This window comes from Streptomyces sp. P9-2B-2 (genome assembly GCF_030406865.1).
GTDB lineage: Bacteria > Actinomycetota > Actinomycetes > Streptomycetales > Streptomycetaceae > Streptomyces > Streptomyces platensis.
On record NZ_CP129126.1, the window covers coordinates 2,502,209 to 2,519,987 of the forward strand.

At 73.1% G+C, this 17,779-nt stretch carries 13 protein-coding genes; 6 read left to right on the forward strand and 7 right to left on the reverse strand.

The window, feature by feature from the left end:
• Window positions 1-10: 10 nt before the first annotated feature.
• The 4 genes from QT196_RS10865 to rsmH form a co-directional block, all read right to left on the reverse strand.
• Window positions 11-1,663 carry a UDP-N-acetylmuramoyl-L-alanyl-D-glutamate--2,6-diaminopimelate ligase gene (locus tag QT196_RS10865; protein ID WP_248001091.1) on the reverse strand — a complete coding sequence of 551 codons (1,653 nt, stop codon included), beginning with the start codon at window positions 1,661-1,663 and terminating at the stop codon, window positions 11-13.
• A gap of 144 nt (window positions 1,664-1,807) precedes the next feature.
• Window positions 1,808-3,814 carry a penicillin-binding protein 2 gene (locus QT196_RS10870; RefSeq protein WP_266730362.1) on the reverse strand — a complete coding sequence of 669 codons (2,007 nt, stop codon included), beginning with the start codon at window positions 3,812-3,814 and terminating at the stop codon, window positions 1,808-1,810.
• Between the two features lie 7 nt (window positions 3,815-3,821).
• A complete protein-coding gene (locus tag QT196_RS10875) occupies window positions 3,822-4,475 on the reverse strand; it encodes a septum formation initiator family protein (protein ID WP_266730364.1) in 654 nt (217 codons plus the stop codon).
• Window positions 4,472-5,440, reverse strand: a complete 969-nt coding sequence (rsmH, locus tag QT196_RS10880; RefSeq protein ID WP_168478681.1) for a 16S rRNA (cytosine(1402)-N(4))-methyltransferase RsmH — start codon at window positions 5,438-5,440, stop codon at window positions 4,472-4,474. Before rsmH ends, QT196_RS10875 begins: the two co-directional genes overlap by 4 nt.
• Window positions 5,441-5,945: 505 nt before the next feature.
• Here rsmH and QT196_RS10885 point away from each other — a divergent pair.
• The 4 genes from QT196_RS10885 to QT196_RS10900 all read left to right on the forward strand — a co-directional run bounded on the left by QT196_RS10885 (window position 5,946) and on the right by QT196_RS10900 (window position 11,692).
• On the forward strand, window positions 5,946-6,503 hold the full coding sequence (locus QT196_RS10885; protein WP_168478682.1) for a carbonic anhydrase: 558 nt from the start codon (window positions 5,946-5,948) through the stop codon (window positions 6,501-6,503).
• A gap of 230 nt (window positions 6,504-6,733) precedes the next feature.
• Window positions 6,734-7,753, forward strand: a complete 1,020-nt coding sequence (locus QT196_RS10890; RefSeq protein ID WP_168478683.1) for a MoxR family ATPase — start codon at window positions 6,734-6,736, stop codon at window positions 7,751-7,753.
• On the forward strand, window positions 7,753-9,105 hold the full coding sequence (locus QT196_RS10895) for a DUF58 domain-containing protein (protein ID WP_266730365.1): 1,353 nt from the start codon (window positions 7,753-7,755) through the stop codon (window positions 9,103-9,105). Before QT196_RS10890 ends, QT196_RS10895 begins: the two co-directional genes overlap by 1 nt.
• A gap of 157 nt (window positions 9,106-9,262) precedes the next feature.
• Complete coding sequence (locus QT196_RS10900; RefSeq protein ID WP_290354819.1) at window positions 9,263-11,692, forward strand: DUF3488 and transglutaminase-like domain-containing protein; 2,430 nt, start codon at window positions 9,263-9,265, stop codon at window positions 11,690-11,692.
• A gap of 325 nt (window positions 11,693-12,017) precedes the next feature.
• Here QT196_RS10900 and QT196_RS10905 read toward each other — a convergent pair whose 3' ends face one another.
• From QT196_RS10905 to QT196_RS10915, 3 genes are all read right to left on the reverse strand, one after another.
• Window positions 12,018-12,431, reverse strand: a complete 414-nt coding sequence (locus QT196_RS10905; protein WP_168478685.1) for a DUF3040 domain-containing protein — start codon at window positions 12,429-12,431, stop codon at window positions 12,018-12,020.
• Window positions 12,432-12,689: 258 nt separating this feature from the next.
• Window positions 12,690-13,445 (reverse strand): methyltransferase, encoded by a 756-nt coding sequence (locus QT196_RS10910; RefSeq protein WP_085924909.1) that lies wholly within the window; start codon window positions 13,443-13,445, stop codon window positions 12,690-12,692.
• Between the two features lie 449 nt (window positions 13,446-13,894).
• Window positions 13,895-14,386 carry an SAV_6107 family HEPN domain-containing protein gene (locus tag QT196_RS10915; RefSeq protein ID WP_290354820.1) on the reverse strand — a complete coding sequence of 164 codons (492 nt, stop codon included), beginning with the start codon at window positions 14,384-14,386 and terminating at the stop codon, window positions 13,895-13,897.
• 229 nt (window positions 14,387-14,615) lie between these two features.
• On the opposite strand from QT196_RS10915, the gene QT196_RS10920 reads away from it, so the two are divergent.
• Window positions 14,616-15,599 (forward strand): ATP-binding cassette domain-containing protein, encoded by a 984-nt coding sequence (locus QT196_RS10920; RefSeq protein ID WP_266730367.1) that lies wholly within the window; start codon window positions 14,616-14,618, stop codon window positions 15,597-15,599.
• Window positions 15,571-17,778, forward strand: coding sequence for a YhgE/Pip domain-containing protein (locus QT196_RS10925; protein ID WP_290354821.1), 2,208 nt, complete (start codon window positions 15,571-15,573; stop codon window positions 17,776-17,778). The genes QT196_RS10920 and QT196_RS10925 overlap by 29 nt, the downstream gene beginning before the upstream one ends.
• The last annotated feature ends 1 nt before the right edge of the window (window position 17,779 follow it).

A 17,779-nucleotide genomic window follows, 5' to 3' on the forward strand; every position in this document is an offset into this window, starting at 1 on the left:
TGGCGGTGTGTCATCCCTGGTGGTTCGGCTGCGGTGACTTCAAGGAAGCCTCGATGGCCTCGCGCAGTACCTGGCGGTCGTCGAAGGGGCGAACCACTCCGGCGATGTCCTGGCCCTGCTCGTGGCCCTTGCCCGCGACGATCACGGTGTCCCCGGGCTCGGCGCGGGCGACGGCGGCGGCGATGGCGACGGCGCGCTCTTCTTCGACGAGCACCGTGCCGCGTTCATGGATGGGGACCTCCGCGGCGCCCGCGAGCATGGTGGCGAGGATCGCGAGGGGGTCCTCGCCGCGCGGGTTGTCGGAGGTCAGTACGGCCGTGTCGGCGAGCCGGGCCACCGCCGCGCCCATGGGGGCGCGCTTGTGCGGGTCACGGTCGCCGCCACAGCCGAGGACGGCGTGCAGCTTGCCGTCGGTGACCTTGCGCAGCGCGCGCAGAACCGATTCGACGGCGTCGGTCTTGTGGGCGTAGTCGACCACCGCGAGGTACGGCTGGCCGGCGTCGATGCGCTCCAGGCGGCCGGGGACGCCGGGCACCGCGGCGACACCGTCGGCCGCGGTCTGTGCGTCGATCCCGGCGACGACCAGCGAGACGATCGCGGCGAGCGCGTTGGCGACGTTGAACGGGCCGGCGATCGGGGACGCGGCGCGCAGGGTGACGCCGTCCGGGCCGTGCACGGTGAAGGTCGAGCCGAGGGTGCCGACCTCGACGTCGGCGGCCCGCCAGTCGGCGTCGGGGTGGCCCTCCGCGGAGAAGGTGGTGACCGGGACCTCGGACTCGCCCTCGGCCAGCCGCTTGCCGTACTCGTCGTCGAGGTTGACGACACCGGCGCGGCTGCGGGCCTTGGTGAAGAGCTGGGCCTTGGCCTGGAAGTAGTCCTCCATCCCGGAGTGGAACTCCATGTGCTCCGGGCTGAGGTTGTTGAAGATCGCGACGTCGAAGACGCAGCCGTCGACCCGGCCGAGGACCAGGGCGTGGCTGGAGACCTCCATGGCCAGCGCGCGCACGCCGCGCTCGCGCATCACCGCGAACAGCGCCTGGAGGTCGGTGGCCTCGGGGGTCGTGCGCTCGGACTTGATGCGCTCGTCGCCGATCCGGGTCTCGACGGTGCCGATCAGCCCGGTCAGCCCGCCGTCGGGGACCTTGGCCGCGGCGGCCCGCAGCCCGCCCTCGATGAGGTAGGCGGTGGTGGTCTTGCCGGAGGTGCCGGTGATGCCGATCTGGAGGAGGTCCTCGCCCGGCGCTCCGTAGATGGAGACGGCCAGGGCGCCCATCCGCGCGCGCGGGTTGTCGACGACGAGCACCGGCAGACCGGTCGCGGCGGCGCGCTCGGCACCCGACGGATCGGTCAGGACCGCCGTGGCGCCGAGGTCGGCGGCCTGCGCGACGAAGTCGGCACCGTGCAGACGGGCACCGGGCAGCGCGGCGTAGACGTCACCGGGGCGGACCGCACGGGAGTCATGGGTGATGCCGGTGACCATCACGGGCCGCGCGGCATCGGCGGCTCCGGGGCGGCCGGCGTCCGGGGCCGGGCATCCCAGCTGCTCGGCGAGGTCCGCCAGGGGGGTGGGGCGGACCCGTTCAGGGCGCGGGGCTCCCGGATACGTACCGGACCCGCCCTTCTCGGCGTGCTGGGCTTTCGGGGACTGATCAGCGTGTGACACGGCGGTGAGCGTACCGGGCACCACCGGCCCGGGGCGAAGTGAGGGCCGTGGAGGGGAGCAGTTTCCGGGAGCGGGTGTGCCGTCGGGGGTGCCGTCGGGGGTGCCGTCGGGGGTGATGGTCGTCACGGCGGAATTGCCTCGATTTCATTGGCCTGGCGTGAAGGTGACCGGCAGCCGCGGGGGCTTGGCGCCGGTCGGCGGGACCTGGAGGGTTTTCAGCGCGAAGGCCATGACCTGCTGGTAGATCGGGCCGCAGACCTGGCCGCCGAAATAGCTGCCCGTCGTGGGGTTCTGGACGGCGCAGTAGACCGTGATGCGAGGTTTGTCGGCGGGGGCGAAGCCGGCGAAGGAGGCGGTGTAGCCGTGGTAGCGGCCGGTCCTGGGGTCCACCCGGTTGGACGTGCCGGTCTTGCCGCCGACGCGGTAGCCGTCGATCTTCGCCTTCGCTCCGGTGCCTTCCTCGTCGTCCACCACCGATTCGAGCATGGTGGCCAGGGTGGCCGCGGTCTTCCGGCTGATCACGCGGTTCTTCGCGGGCTTGGGCGCCGGTGCGTAGTGCCCGTCGGGCCCGGTGCTGCCGCGGACCAGTGAGGGGGCGATGCGCTCGCCGCCGTTGGCGATCGTGGAGTAGACGGAGGCGGCCTGTACGGCGTTGAGGGACAGCCCCTGGCCGAACGGGATGGTGAACTGCTGCGAGGTGTTCCAGTCCTGCGGCTCGGCCAGGATGCCGTCGGTCTCCCCGGGGAAGCCGAGCCCGGTCGGCCGGCCGATCCCGAACTTGCGCAGATACGAGTAGAGGACCTGGTTGGCCCGGGGCTGGGTCCTGCCGAGCTGGCCGGTCGCGAGGATCGTGCCGATGTTGCTGGACTTGGCGAGCACGCCGTTGAGCGTCAGATGCCAGGTGGCGTGGTCGACGTCGTCCGCGAACAGCCGGTCGCCCCGGTGCAGCCGGTTGGGCACGGTGACCCGGGTGGCCGGTGTGGCGACGCCCTCCTCCAGAACGGCGGCCATCGACATCACCTTGCTGGTGGAGCCCGGCTCGAACGCGTCGGACAGCGCGGCGTTGCCCAGCGCCTCCGGATCGGCCCGCGACACCTCATTGGGGTCAAACCCGGGCGCGTTGGCGAGCGCCAGGATCTCCCCGGTGCGGGTGTCCTGGACGACGACATAGCCGCGGTCGGCGTTCGACTTGGCGACCTGCTCGGTGATGGCCTGCTGGGCCGCCCACTGGATGTCGCGGTCGAGGGTCAGCTCGACATTGCTGCCGGGGACGGCGGGGTGCTCCTGGGTGTCGGCGGTGGGCACCCGGCGGCCGCCGGACTGGGCGTAGACGAGCTTGCCGTCCTTGCCCGCCAGCTGCTTGTCCAGGCGCGCCTCCAGGCCGCCGCCGCCCTTGCCGGCGCCGTTGACGAAGCCGAGTACACCGGCGGCGAGGTTCTTGTTGGGGTAGAGGCGCTTGCTGTGTTTGTCGGCGAAGATGCCGACCAGGACATTGGGGCGGAACGCGCCTTTGGGGGCGGCGGCCGCCTTGGTGTCGAGGGTCTTGCGCAGGTCCTTGATCTTCTTCCAGACCTGCGGGGTCTGCTGCCGGGCGAGCAGGGCGTAGCGCGCCGCGGGCCGGTCGAGCTTCTTGGCCAGGACGGCCTTGTCCTCGCCGAGGATCGGGGCGAGCAGCGCGGCGGCCCGCTGGGGGGCATCGTCGATCTTGCTCTTCCCCGGGGCCAGCAGGCTCGGGTCGGCGGTGATGTCGTACGCGTCGACGGTGGTGGCCAGGTCCACGCCGTTGCGGTCGGTGATCGCACCGCGCTCGGCGGCCAGCTTGACCGGTACATAGCGGTTCTCGTTGGCCTTGGCGGCGAACGCCCCGGCGTCCACGGCCTGCACCTGGAAGAGCCGTACGACGAAGACCAGCATGATCAGCGTCAGTCCGAGGGAGACCAGCCGCAGCCGCGGACGCGGGCTGCCGAGGCGGAGCGCCGGGGGCCCGGAGCGGGGGCGGCCGGGGCGGGCGGCCTGCCGGGGCGGACCGGGCCGGGAGCCGGGCCGGGGTGCGGGGCGCTTGGCGGCGGGCGGGCGGCCGGACCCGCTGCCGCCCCGGCCGCCGCGCTGGGCGGGGCGCGGCACCCGGCGGGGGTCCCTGGGCTCGGTCATGCCGCGTTCACCTGCCGGAGGTCGTCGGGGTGGGGGCGGCCGCGGCGGCGGGCGCGGGTGCGGTGGGGGCGCCGTCGCCGGACGAGGCGGGCGGGGCGTACGACGTCAGGGAGGCCGGTGCGGCCGAGGGGGCCGGATCGGACGGTGCCGCCCCCGTGTCCGGGGCGCTCTCCGGGCCCAGCACACCGGCCAGGGCCGGGACCGGCGGCACCGCCGGGCGGGGCAGGGCGGTGCGGGCGGCCGGGCCGAGGGGCGACGGCTCGGCGGAGCTGCTCAGCGGCGCCCCCTCCGGTCCGGCGACGCTCGGCCGGCCGCGGACCGTGCCGTCCGGGAGCAGGAACACCGGGGTGCCGCCGGGCACCATCCCCAGCTTCCGGGCGCGCTGCTCCAGCGCGCCCGGGGCGGAGTAGGCGTCCACGTCCTGCTGAAGCGCCTGCTGCTCGTCCGTCAGCTCCTCGGTCTGTCTCTCCAGCTTGCTGAGCTCGAACGACCCTTGGTTGAGGGCGGAGTTGAGCAGCAGCAGGGTGATCAGGCCGGAGCCGAGGAGGACGACGATGAGCAGCACGAAGGGTGTGCGCGCCGCGGTGCCGCGGGCACCGGCGCCGGAGGGGAACAGCGCGGCGAGGCGTTTCTGCCTGCCGCGCGGCCCCTGCCCTTTCATGCGGTGTCCTCGACGTTCTCGCGGATGCGCTCCGCGCCGCGCAGCCGGGCGGGGGCGGCCCGGCGGTTCTCGGCGATCTCCTCCTCCGTGGGGAGTTCGGCGCCGCGGGTCAGCAGCTTGAGCCGGGGCTGGTAGCGCTCGGGGACCACCGGCAGGCCGGGCGGCGCCGTATTGGCCGCGCCGGCCGCGAAGACCTGCTTGACCAGCCGGTCCTCCAGCGAGTGGTAGGCGAGCACGGCGATCCGGCCGCCCACGGCGAGCGCCTTCACGGCCGCCGGGATGGCGCGCTCCACACTCGTCAGCTCCCCGTTGACCTCGATGCGCAGGGCCTGGAACGTGCGCTTGGCGGGGTTGCCGCCGGTGCGCTTGGCGGCCTGCGGCAGCGCGTCACGGATCAGTTCGACCAGCCGCGCGCTGTTGGTGAACGGTTCCTTGGCCCGCTCGCGGACGACGGCCTCGACGATCCGCTTGGCCTGCTTCTCCTCCCCGTAGGAGCGCAGGATCCGGACCAGCTCACCGGGCGCGTAGGTGTTGAGGACATCCGCGGCGCTGATGCCGGCCGTCTGGTCCATCCGCATGTCCAGCGGGGCGTCCTGCGCATACGCGAAGCCGCGGTCGGCCTCGTCGAGCTGCATGGAGGAGACGCCGAGGTCGAACAGCACGCCCTGGACCCGGGGGGTACCGAGCCGGTCGAGGACCTCGGGGAGCTCGTCGTAGACGGCGTGTACCAGGGTGGCGCGGTCGCCGTAGGGGGCGAGCCGCTCGCCCGCCAGCTTGAGGGCGGAGGGGTCACGGTCGAGGGCGATGAGCCGGGCCGCGGGGAAGGTGGACAGCAGTGCCTCGCTGTGCCCTCCGAGGCCGAGCGTGCAGTCGACGACGACCGCACCGGGCTCGGCGAGCGCGGGCGCGAGCAGCTCCAGACACCTCTGGAGCATGACGGGTACGTGGCGAGTGTTGTTGTTCATGCGGCGGCCCCGCCGCGTTCGGCCCGCCTGCCTCGGCAGAGCGCGCACCTCTTCCTGACTCGCTCGCTACGCTCGCTCATGTGCCTTCCGATGGGCTGGGCGGCAGGTGGGGCCCCGGCCGCTGGCTGGGGGTGCCGCACGTACCGCTTGGTCCCCGCCCGCTCTGAAGGGGAAGTGGCCCTCCGGCGACGGGGAAGTGACGTCGGAAGACCATGGGAGCGGGAGGAGGCCGAGCCGTACGTACGGCGCGCGCACGCGAGGAATCCGGTATCCAAGGAGAGCGTCACGCCTCCCACTTCGCGCCACTTTAGTCCACCGGCTGCCCCGGTCAATCAACCGGTTCCGCGCGTCCCGCGACGGCTTTCCCGCCGCCCGCGTCGCGGGCTTCTCACCCGGACGGCGGCGGGACGGACGGACCTGTGGGTTACCTCACAAGGAGTGATGATGACCCCTATGCCCGACCTCTCATGCGGCTGAAACGACCGGCGCGGATTACGGTGAAACCATGTCCATACCTGCGTCGCAGCCGCTGCCCCCCTCCGCCGACGGTGCCGTTCGTACCGGTGAGACGGTCACCGACAGTCTCGTCGAAGCGAACAAGCGCTATGCCGCCGCCTTCACCGACCCCGGGATGGATGCCCGGCCCGTCCGCAACGTCGCCGTCGTGGCCTGTATGGACGCCCGGCTGGATCTGCATGCCGCGCTCGGTCTCGAACTCGGCGACTGCCACACCATCCGCAACGCCGGCGGGGTGGTCACCGACGACATCATCCGGTCCCTGACGATCAGCCAGCGCGCGCTGGGCACCCGGTCCGTCGTCCTCATCCACCACACCGGGTGCGGTCTGCTCAGCCTGACCGAGGACTTCCGCCACGACCTGGCCGCCGAGGTCGGACAGCGCCCCACCTGGGCGGTCGAGGCGTTCAAGGACCTCGACGAGGACGTCCGGCAGTCCATGCAGCGGGTGCGCACCTCCCCCTTCCTCCCGCACACCGACGACGTCCGCGGCTTCGTCTTCGACGTCACGACCGGCCTGCTGCGGGAGATCGACCCCCAGCACTGACCCCGGCCCGGCCTTCCCGGCGACGGAACCTGCCCGGAAAGCCGGGTTCGCCGGGAAGGCCGGGAGATAACCTTGTGAGTTATCCACAGGTCAAGACGCGAAGCCGCGCGGGCAGCAAGAATGCGTAGGTGCCGTCGTCCTGGCCCCCGGCCGGGTGCGATGCGCACGTTCGGGGTGGGCCGGGTCCGTTAAGGGGGCATCGGCCCTCAGTACGGGCCGAGGAGGGCCGAGTGACGACGTATGACGAACGAGCGAGCCTCAGCGATCTGACCACCACCGCGGAGCGGGTTCACCGGTCGGTGGAGCAAGTGATCGAGGGCAAGCCGGAGGTCGTACGGCTCGCGCTGACCGTGCTGCTGGCCGAGGGACATCTGCTCATCGAGGATGTGCCCGGCGTCGGCAAGACCATGCTCGCCAAGGCACTGGCCCGCTCCATCGACTGCTCGGTGCGGCGCATCCAGTTCACGCCCGACCTGCTGCCCTCGGACATCACCGGCGTCAGCATCTTCGACCAGCAGCAGCGGGACTTCGAGTTCAAGCCCGGCGCGATCTTCTCCCAGATCGTGATCGGCGACGAGATCAACCGCGCTTCGCCCAAGACCCAGTCCGCGCTGCTGGAATCCATGGAGGAGCGCCAGGTCACGATGGACGGGCAGACCTACCAGCTGCCCGACCCGTTCATGGTGGTCGCCACCCAGAACCCGGTGGAGATGGAGGGCACGTACCCGCTCCCCGAGGCACAGCGGGACCGCTTCATGGCACGGGTGTCGATCGGTTATCCGAGCCCGGCGGCCGAGTTGCAGATGCTGGATGTGCACGGCGGCGCCTCCCCCCTCGACGACCTCCAGCCGGTTGCGCACGCCCACGAGATCGTGAAGCTGATCGACGCGGTGCGCACGGTCCATGTCGCCGATACGGTCCGCAGATACACCGTCGATCTGGTGGGGGCCACCCGCAGCCACCCCGAGCTGCGGCTCGGCGCCTCACCGCGGGCGACCCTGCATCTACTGCGCGCCGCCAAGGCCTCGGCCGCGCTCCAGGGGCGGGAGTACACCCTCCCCGACGACGTCCAGTCGCTGGCGGTACCGGTGCTCGCGCACCGGCTGCTGCCCACCGCACAGGCCCAGTTGAATCGCCGTACGGCCGAGCAGATCGTGCTGGAGCTGCTCCAGCGCGTCCCGGTCCCCGAACCGTCCGCCCAGCCGTGGCGGACACCCGGCCAGCGGCCGCCCGGCGTACGGGGGTTGTGATGTCCGACGGGGGGAGCGAGGGCGCTCCGGAGCGGGACGGGCTGCGGACGGCCCTCGCGGGGCTGACGACCCGGGGCCGGTCGTTCCTGGCGGCCGGGGTGGCCGCCGCGGTGTGCTCCTACCTCCTCGGGCAGGCGGATCTGCTGCGGGTCGGGCTGCTGCTCGCCGCCCTCCCGCTGGTGTGTGTCCTGGTGCTGCACCGCACCCGTTACCGGGTCGCGGGCAGCCGGACGCTCACCCCCGCGCGGGTGCCCGCCGCCACCGAATCCCGGGTGCGGCTGCGGATGGAGAACGTCTCCCGGCTGCCGACCGGCGTGCTGATGCTCCAGGACCGGGTGCCGTATGTCCTCGGTCCCCGGCCGCGCTTCATCCTGGACCGGGTCGAGGCCGGCGGCCGCCGCGAGGTCTCCTACCGGGTCCGCTCCGATCTGCGCGGACGCTATCCGCTGGGGCCGCTTCAGCTGCGGCTCTCGGACCCGTTCGGAATGTGTGAGCTGACCCGCTCGTTCAGCGCCTCCGACATCCTGACGGTCGTGCCGCGGGTCGAACCGCTGCCGGCCGTGCGGCAGGTGGGCGAGGCCGCCGGGTACGGCGACGGGCGGCAGCACTCGCCGGCGCTGGCCGGGGAGGACGACGTCATCCCGCGCGGCTACCGCCACGGCGACGATCTGCGCCGCGTCCACTGGCGCTCCACCGCGCGCCACGGGGAGCTGATGGTCCGCAGGGAGGAGCAGCCGCAGAAGGCGCGCTGCACGGTCCTGCTCGACACCCGCGAGGACGCCCACCCGGGCTCGGGCCCCGACTCGGCCTTCGAGTGGGCCGTGGCGGGCGCCGCCTCCACCGCGGTGCATCTGCTGGAGCGCGGCTTCTCGGTGCGGCTGCTGACCGACACCGGCAGCTCGGTGCCGGGCCCCGACGGCGCCGGCAGCTTCGCGGGCGGCACCGGCTCCGCCGACGCCGCGGGCCTGCTGCTGGACACCCTCGCCGTCGTGGAGCGCTCCGAGGAGCACGGCCTGTCGGCGGCGTACGACGTGCTGCGCGGCGGCAACGAAGGACTGCTGGTCGCCTTCTTCGGCGATCTGGACGAGGAGCAGGCAGCGGTCGCCGGGCGGATGCGGCAGCGCAGCGGCGCCGCCGTCGCCTTCGTCCTGGACGGCGACGCCTGGACGCGGGGACCCGGCGGCATCAGATTCTCCGACGGCCAGGTCCCGGTGGCCGAACGCCTTCAGCTGCTGCGGAAGGCCGGCTGGACGGCGCTGCCGGTGACGCCCGGGGACACCCTCCCCGCCCTGTGGCGCGCGGCCGCGGAGCGTACGGACACCCCGGAGACGGTGGCGGGGGGCCGGTCATGAACGGGAGCGTGCGCGATGGACGGCTTACGGGCCGGCGGCCGGTGAGGGACGAGGTGCTGCCCGCGGACGGACAACCAGGTGCGCGGCGGCCGCGCGGCCGGATCAGTGGCCGACGTGGGCCTTGCCCCCGCGGCCCCGAGCGAAGCGAGGCACGGGCATGAGCGGCCGGGCGCGGCTGGCGCTGTGTGCGGCGGTGGCGACGCTGTGTGCCGCCGGCGCACTGCTGCCGCTGGTGGAACCGATCAGCTGGCTGATACAGGCCGCGGTCCTGCTGGCCCTCCTGACGGGGGTGGGCGCGGCCGCGCGCCGGGTCCCGCTGGCCGGGCCCCTGGTCATCGGCGTCCAGCTGCTGGCCGGCGTGCTGCTGATGACCCTGCTCTTCACGCCGGGCGAGGCGATCCTCGGCCTGCTGCCGGGCCCGGACTCCCTCGCGGAATTCGGCCGGCTGGTGCAGACCGGGGTACGGGACGTCGGCCGGTACGCCATCCCCGCCCCCGCCACCCCCGGCATCCGGCTGCTGCTGATCGCCGGAGTGCTGGTGATCGGCCTGATAGTCGACGCGCTGGCGGTCACGTACCGCAGTGCCGCGCCCGCCGGTCTGCCGCTGCTCGCGCTCTACTCGGTGGCGGCCGGGCTGTCCCAGGGCGGCGCGGGCTGGCTGCGGTTCCTGATCGCGGCGGCCGGCTATCTGCTGCTCCTGCTGGCCGAGGGCCGGGACCGCATCTCCCAGTGGGGCCGGGTCTTCGGCGGGGGCGCCGAAACGAGCCGGCCGGACCGCGGCCAGGCGTTCGCCGCCCTCGGCGCTCCGGTCCTGGCCCCGGTCCGTACGGGCCGCAGGATCGGCGCCCTGGTCCTCGGGATCGCCCTGGTGGTGCCCGCCCTGCTGCCCTCCCTCGGCGGCGGGCTGTTCGGCACCGGCGGCAGCGGCTCGGGCCCCGGCGGCGGAGGCGGCACGATCTCCGCGGTGAACCCCCTGGTGTCCCTCCAGGACAGCCTCAACCAGCCCGAGGACAAGGAAGTCCTCAACTACCGCACGACCGCCGCCGACACCCGCGGCCTGTATCTGCGGATCGTCGCCCTCGACCAGTTCGACGGCACGACCTGGAAGCCGTCCGAGCGCACGGTCACGGACGTCCCGGAGCGGCTGCCGCAACCGGCCGGCCTGAGCACCGCGGTCGACCTCGACCGGGTCAACACCTCGATCTCGACCGCCGAGTGGTACGCCCAGAACTGGCTGCCGCTCCCCTACCCGGCCTCCAAGGTGGACATCTCCGGGCGCTGGCGCTTCGAGCCCCAGGGCCGCACCCTCGTCGGGGACCGCGGACAGAACACCCACGGCCTCCAGTACCAGGTCGAGAGCCTCCAGGTGCGGCCCACGTCCCGGCAGCTGGCCGCCGCCCCGGCACCCCCCGCCGACCTGCTGCGCGAGTACACCAAGGTCCCCCGCTCGCTCCCCCCGGTCGTCCGCAGCACCGCACGCCACGTCACGCGCGGCGCCCCGACCGCCTACGCCAGGGCCGTCAAGCTCCAGGACTGGTTCGCCCTCAACGGCGGCTTCAGCTACAACACGCAGGTCCGGGCCGGCAGCGGTTCCGAGGCCATCGCGCGCTTCCTGCGGCAGAAGGAGGGCTTCTGCGTCCACTTCTCGTTCTCGATGGCGGCGATGGCCCGGACACTGGGGATCCCGGCCCGGGTAGCGGTCGGTTTCACCCCCGGCACCAAGCAGCCCGACGGCACGACCTCGGTCGGCCTCAAGGACGCACACGCCTGGCCGGAGCTGTACTTCCAGGGCATCGGCTGGACCCGCTTCGAACCGACCCCGAGCCGCGGCAGCGTCCCGGACTACGCCTACCCCGACACCCCGGACACCCCGGACCCGGACAGCCCGGACCCCGCGCCCGCCCGGTCCGCGGCCCCCTCGGAGGGCCCGTCGGCTGACCCGTCCTGCGGCGCCGGTGAGCGGCGGTCCGGCTCCGGTTCGGCCTGCGTCCCGCTGCCCGCGGAGGCCGGCACCCGCCCGCCGGACGGCGGCTCGTCCCCCTGGCCGGCCGTCGTCACGGCACTGGCCGCGCTGCTCGTCCTGCTGCTGCCGGCGGGCCCGCTGCTGTGGCGCCTGCGCATACGCTCCGGACGCCTGGCGGGCCCGCACGACGACCCGACGGCGGCCACCCTCGCCGCCTGGCGGGAGCTGCTGGACACCGCCTGGGACTTCGGCATCCTGCCGGACGAGTCACTGACCCCGCGCAAGGCCGCCGAGCGCATCATCCGCATCGGAGATCTGCCACCGGAGCCCGCCGGGGCCGCCCGCAGCGTCGCGGCGGCGGTCGAGCACGTCCTGTACGCCCCGCATCCGCAGCCGGTGTCCGGACTCGCCCCGGCCGTACAGCAGGTGCGGGCCGGGCTGCGGACGGGTGCGAGCCGTGGGCTGCGGCTGCGGGCCCAGCTCACCCCGCGCTCCGCGGTCCGGCTCCGCTGGGCCTGGTCGGCCCGCTGCTCGGCACTGCTGCTCCGCTGCCGTACCAGCCGCCCGGTGGCCACGGCACGGCGCGCGCTGGCCGCCCTCCGGCCGGGCGCGCGGCGGGCCTGACCACACGGCACAAAAAGGTGCTGGGGCCGCCCGACAGGATCGGGCGGCCCCAGCACCTTTCCTCTTCCGGCGCCACCGGAGAACGCGTTGCGTACCGAAGGGCGGAAAGGAACAGAGAACTATCGGGCCCGCGGAGGGCGAACTGCGGGCCCGAGACGGCAAACTGCAACGGCGAAAAAGCGGCGGGAAAGAGTGACGGAAAGCGCCGTGAGGCGCAACAGGAAGAATGACGGAAAGAAACATCTCCCGGGGCGCGAGGAATCGCTCAGGGGGAAGCTCCCGACGGATTCGGGGAAATCCCGCGAATCCGCCGCTCCGTCGTGGCTCAGTGGCCCTGTTGTTCGTCCCTGCGTCGCTGCCAGCGGTCCTCGATGCGGTTCATCATCGAGCGCCGCTGCCTGGCCTGACGGCGTGCCGGGGCACCCGCAGCACCTCCGGAACCCGCAGCGGACTGCTGCTCACCGGGCTTGGGAGCTTTGCGCCAGCCGGTGACCGCCAGCACGGCGCAGCCGAGCATGACGAGGAAGCCCACCACACTGATCCAGATCTGCTGCGCGACCATGCCGGCCATGAGCAGGGCGATACCCACCAGGAAGCCCGCGACCGCTTGGTAAACCCGTCGCCGGGTGTACGTACGCAGCCCGCTTCCCTCAAGCGCTGTCGCGAACTTGGGATCTTCGGCGTACAGCGCTCGCTCCATTTGCTCGAGCATGCGCTGCTCGTGCTCCGAGAGCGGCACGGAGTCCTCCTACTCGTCGGTCGCGGGGGGCGACCGGGTGCGACCCTTTCAGGATAGGCAGGGAATCGCCCCCGTGAAACCCGCCCCTCGACGCCAGTTCACTGTCCGGGCCGCCACGGCGACCGGTGGTGATGCTGCCTGCATTCCCCACCCGCCTGTCCGTCATGCCGGAACGTCGTACCCCGATCATACGGGGCGAAGGGGCTGATCGGGTGGTCTGTGGCCGACTGCACGCGGTAGTCGCGTGAGCCGTGTGGGTCAGTCGCGCTCCGCGAGGACGTGCAGCTGGGTGGCCACGGAGTGGAAGGCGGGCTGCTCGGCGGCGGCCGCCTCGAGCTTCAGCAGCGCCTCCATGGCGCCCGGCTCGGTGTCCACCAGCACCCCGGGGACCAGGTCGGCGAAGACCCGTACGCCGTGGACCGCGCCGACCTCCAGGCCGGTGGCGGACACCAGCTCGGTGAGCTGGTCGGCGGTGAAGCGGCGCGGGACCGGGTCGCCCTCGCCCCAGCGTCCGGCCGGGTCGGTGAGGGCCTGGCGGGCCTCGGTGAAGTGGCCCGCGAGAGCGCGCGCGAGGACGGCACCGCCCAGACCGGCCGCGAGCAGGCTGAGAGTGCCGGCCGGGCGCAGGGCGTCGACCGCGTTGCGGAGGCCCTCGGCCGGGTCGTCGACGTACTCCAGCACGCCGTGGCAGAGCACTGCGTCGTAGCCGCCGCGCTCGACGACGTCGAACAGGCCGTGGGCGTCACCCTGGACCGCACGCACCCGGTCGGCGACGCCCGCCTCGGCGACGCGGCGCTCCAGGGCGAAGAGGGCGTTGGGGCTGGGGTCGACGACCGTGACGCGGTGGCCGAGACGGGCGACCGGCACGGCGAAGTTGCCGGTGCCGCCGCCGGTGTCGAGGACGTCCAGCGCGTCGCGGCCGGTGGCCTTGACCCGGCGCTCCAGGGCGTCCTTGAGGACCTCCCAGACCACGGCGGTACGAAGGGATGCGCGCGGGCGCAGCGGGTCAGACACGGCGGGTGGCTCCTCGGCGGGGGCATGAACGTCTAGGCGTCCACCACCCTATTCCGTCCCGCGCCGTCCACGGCCTGCGGAGCCACCGGGAGCCGCCGTGGCGCCCGGCGGGGCGGGAGGGGGAGCGGGGGGGTGAAGGGGCGGAGCGGGGGGTGAAGGTGGTGGAGCGGAGGGGTCGGCGGGCCGGGGCGCGGAGAGGCGGGCACGGCGGGCGAGGGGGCGAGGGTGGCGTGGGGCGGAGGGAGGGGCCGTGGTCCTGGGGTGGCAGGGAGGCGGGCGCGGGGCAGGTGGTGGGCGGTGGGAGCCGAGTACCGCTGCTTTCCCTTCCCCCTCCCCCGGGGCCCCGGCCCCACCCCACCCCCACCCCCACTCCCCTCCTCCCGCTCCCCCGCCCCACTCCTTCCACCCGCTCCCCTCCTCCGCCTCCCCGCCCCAGCCTCAGCCGTTGCTCACCCCGCGCCCGCCCGTTGGGGTGGCAGGGAGGGCTGGAGGAGCAGCATCCGCTCCACCAGGCGCAGGAACATGGCGGTGTCGCGCAGGAGATCGTCGGCGTCACGGCGGCTCGCTGCGCCGGCTATGCCGGCCTCGGCCTTCGCTCGGCGGGCGGCACCGGCGGCGAACAGGGCGCTCCACTCGGCGAGTTCGGGCGCGACCTCGGGCAGCACTTCCCAGGCGCTGCGGATACGCTGCCTGCGGCGCACGGTGGCCTCCGGCCGGCCACGGACGGCGAGGACGGCGGCGGCGGTGCGCAGCGCGGCCAGATGAGCCGTGGCGAACCGCTCGTTGGGGGTTTCCAGGGTCTGCGCTTCGTCGAGGCCCTGCTGGGCCTGGGTGAGCAGGGCGAGTGCGGCGGGTGGTGCGGTCGCCCGCCGCAGGACGGGGTGGACATCGCTCGGGGGACCGTACGCAGCGGAGCTGCCCCTGTCGGGACGAGCTGCCATGACGAACCTCCTGTCGTCGCATGCCGGTTCGGGACCGAATACCGATTCGGACCGGATGAGCCCATCGTGACGTACGCCACTGACAATCGGCACCGACCTGCACTTTCGTCGAAAAGGGCACGGCCTGATCCGCGCATCCGCGGGAACGGATTCCGAACATCCCCTTGCGGAACGGGGGGTGGGATGCGGCATACTTTTGAACTGACCGGTCAGTTCAAAGGAGGGGATCGTGGACAGCACCCCGCACGGGGCGGCGGTCACGGCCGCGGGATTCGGGGTCAAGGGCCCCCGCGGATGGGCGTTCCGGAACATCGACTTCACGGCCGCGCCCGGTTCGCTGATCGCCGTACAGGGCCCCTCGGGCTCGGGCCGTACGTGTCTGCTGCTCGCGCTCACCGGCCGGATGAAGTCCGCCGCGGGCACCGCCGAGGTCGGCGGACTGCCGCTGCCCAAGAAGAAGGCCGCGGTCCGGTCTGTCACCGCGCTCGCCCATGTGCCGGGGGTCGCCGAGCTCGATCCGGCGCTCACCGTGGGCGAGCATCTGCGGGAACGCGCCCTGTTGCAGGGCCGGTTCGGCGCTTCACTGCGGGCACTGCTGAAGCCCCGGCGCGAGCGCAGGGCCGCGGCCCGCGCCCTGGTGGACACCGCACTGACCGCGGCCGGCCTCGACCTGGAGTCGCTGCCCAAGGGGATCCGTACGTCCGTGCGCGACCTGGAACGGCTGGAGGCGCTGCGGCTGTCCGTGGCGCTCGCGCTGATCGGCGGCCCCCGGCTGCTGGCCGTCGACGACACCGATCTGAAGCTGTCCGACGACGAGCGCGGCGCGGCCTGGAAGATGCTGCACGGCCTCGCGGCGGCCGGCACCACGGTGCTCGCGGTGTGCAGCGAGCCGCCGGTGGGCGACGAGGACGTGGTGCTGGTGCGTACGGGCAGCCGCCCGGAGACCACCGCCCCCGAGGACGCACCCGGCAGCTCCACCGCCACCACGGACAGCGAGGACGGCAAGGACGGCGAGACCCCCGAGGGCCGCGAGGAGAGCGAGACGGGAGAGACGGGAGAGACCGGGAAGGGCACTCAGAGCGAGCCCGAACCGGTCGGCACCGCGAGCGCGGACAGCGCACCGGCCGAGGCCCCCGCCAAAACCCCCGCCGACAACGGGCACGACGACGAGGAGGGGACGGCCGATGCGCTCGCCGAAACTGGCCGCGCTTGAGCTGAAGCGGTTCGGGAGGGGCAAGCTGCCGCGCGCCGCGCTGGCCGCCCTCCTGCTGTTGCCGCTCCTGTACGGCGCGCTCTACCTGTGGTCCTTCTGGGACCCGTACGGGCGGCTGGACAAGATCCCGGTCGCGCTGGTCAACGAGGACACCGGCGCGGCCGTCGACGGGAAGCGGATCTCGGCGGGCGACAGCATCGTCTCGGGGCTGCGGGACAGCCATACCTTCGACTGGCGGCCGGTGGACGCCAAGGAGGCCGCCAGGGGCGTGGAGGACGGCTCGTACTACCTCTCGCTGTCCATCCCGAAGGACTTCAGCCGGCGGATCGCCTCCAGCTCCGGTGGCCGTCCGGAGACCGGCGCACTGAAGGTGCGGACGAACGACGCGAACAACTACATCGTCGGGCAGATCTCCCGGACGGTGTTCTCCGAGGTGCGCTCCGCGGCCTCCACGAAGTCGTCGCGGACCTTCCTCGACAAGATCTTTGTCTCCTTCTCGACGCTGCACGGCAAGACCGAACAGGCTGCGAACGGCGCCGACCGGCTCGAGGACGGCATCGGGCAGGCCAAGCACGGCACGGGCAAGCTGGCCGACGGTCTGGGCACCGCGAAGAACGGGAGCGGCAAGCTCGTCACCGGTCTGGGCGACCTCGACGCGGGCGCGGGGCGGCTCTCCCGGGGCAGCTCCGATCTCGCCCGGGGAGCCGGGACCGCCGCCGACGGCTCGCGCCAACTGGCCGATGGCTCGGGGCAGGTGGCGCAGGGCACCCAGCAGCTGGCCGACAAGGTCAACGGAGTCGTCGGCAAGGTGGGGCCCTTCATCCGGGCGCACGGCAAGGAGATCGGCGAGGCGGCGCGGCTCGTCGCCGACGGTTCGCAGGCGATCCGTGACCACTTGGACAAGCTTCCCGCCGCGGCCTCCACGGGAGCGAAGCTCTCCCGGGGGATCTCCGACCACATGGCCTCCTACTACCGGCTGCGCTGTGAGAGCGGGGTGCGGCTCGACACCTCCTGTGCGGAGCTGAAGCAGCTCAAGGAGGAGGCGGCCACCGCGGCGGACAAGGCCGAGGAGGTCAGCGGCTATGTGCACGACCAGAAGAACCTGGACCAACTGGGCCGGGACCTGGACACCCTGCACTCCCTGGCGAACGAGCTGGCGCAGCGCGGGCCCACCCTGGGCGCGGACATGGACGCCGCGGTCAAGAAGATCAACGATCTGAACGACGGGGCGCACAAGGTGTCCGCGGGGGCGCGCAAACTGTCCGCCGGCAACGCCCGGCTGGCGGCCGGCGCGGACCAGCTCAACGACGGGGCGCACCGGCTGCACGACGGTACGGGCCGCGCGGCGGCCGGGATCGGCGACCTCGACTCCGGTGTGGGCCGGCTCAAGGACGGCGCGCAGACACTGAACGGCGGCATGTTCAAGCTCTCGGACGGTTCGCAGAAGCTGGCCGGCGGGCTGCACGACGGGGCGAAGCGGATCCCCGACTACGGCAAGAAGGACCGCGACGCGCACACCCTGGTCATGTCCGACCCGGTGCAGCTGTCTTCGGACGCGGCCCACAAGGCGCCCAACTACGGCACCGGGTTCGCCCCGTACTTCATCCCGCTGTCCCTGTGGGTCGGCGCGATGGTGGCGTACATGCTGATCCAGCCACTCAACCGGAGGGCGCTGGCGATGGGCGCGGCTTCCTGGCGGGTGGCGCTGTCGGGCTGGCTGCCGGTGTTCGGTGTGGGGGTGCTTCAGACCGCGGCGCTGATGTCCGTACTGCACTTCGCGATCGGTCTGGAGATGGTGCGGGCGGCCGGCACGATCGGGTTCCTCGTCCTGGTCACGGCGTGTTTCTCGGCACTGGTGCAGTGGCTGAACGCGCAGTTCGGACCGGCCGGGCGGATCCTGGTGCTGGCGCTGCTGATGCTCCAGCTGACGTCGGCGGGCGGCACCTATCCGGTGCAGACCAGTCCGGGCTTCTTCGCCGCCATCCACCCGTATCTGCCGATGAGTTACATCGTGGAGGGGCTGCGCCGGCTCATCACGGGCGGCGACCTCGCGCCCGTGTGGCAGGGCAGTGTGGTCCTGCTGGCGTTCACCGCGGGGGCCCTCGTGCTGACGTCCCTGACGGCGCGCGGCCGCCAGGTGGTGCGGATGAAGGACCTGCATCCGGAACTGAGCCTGTGAG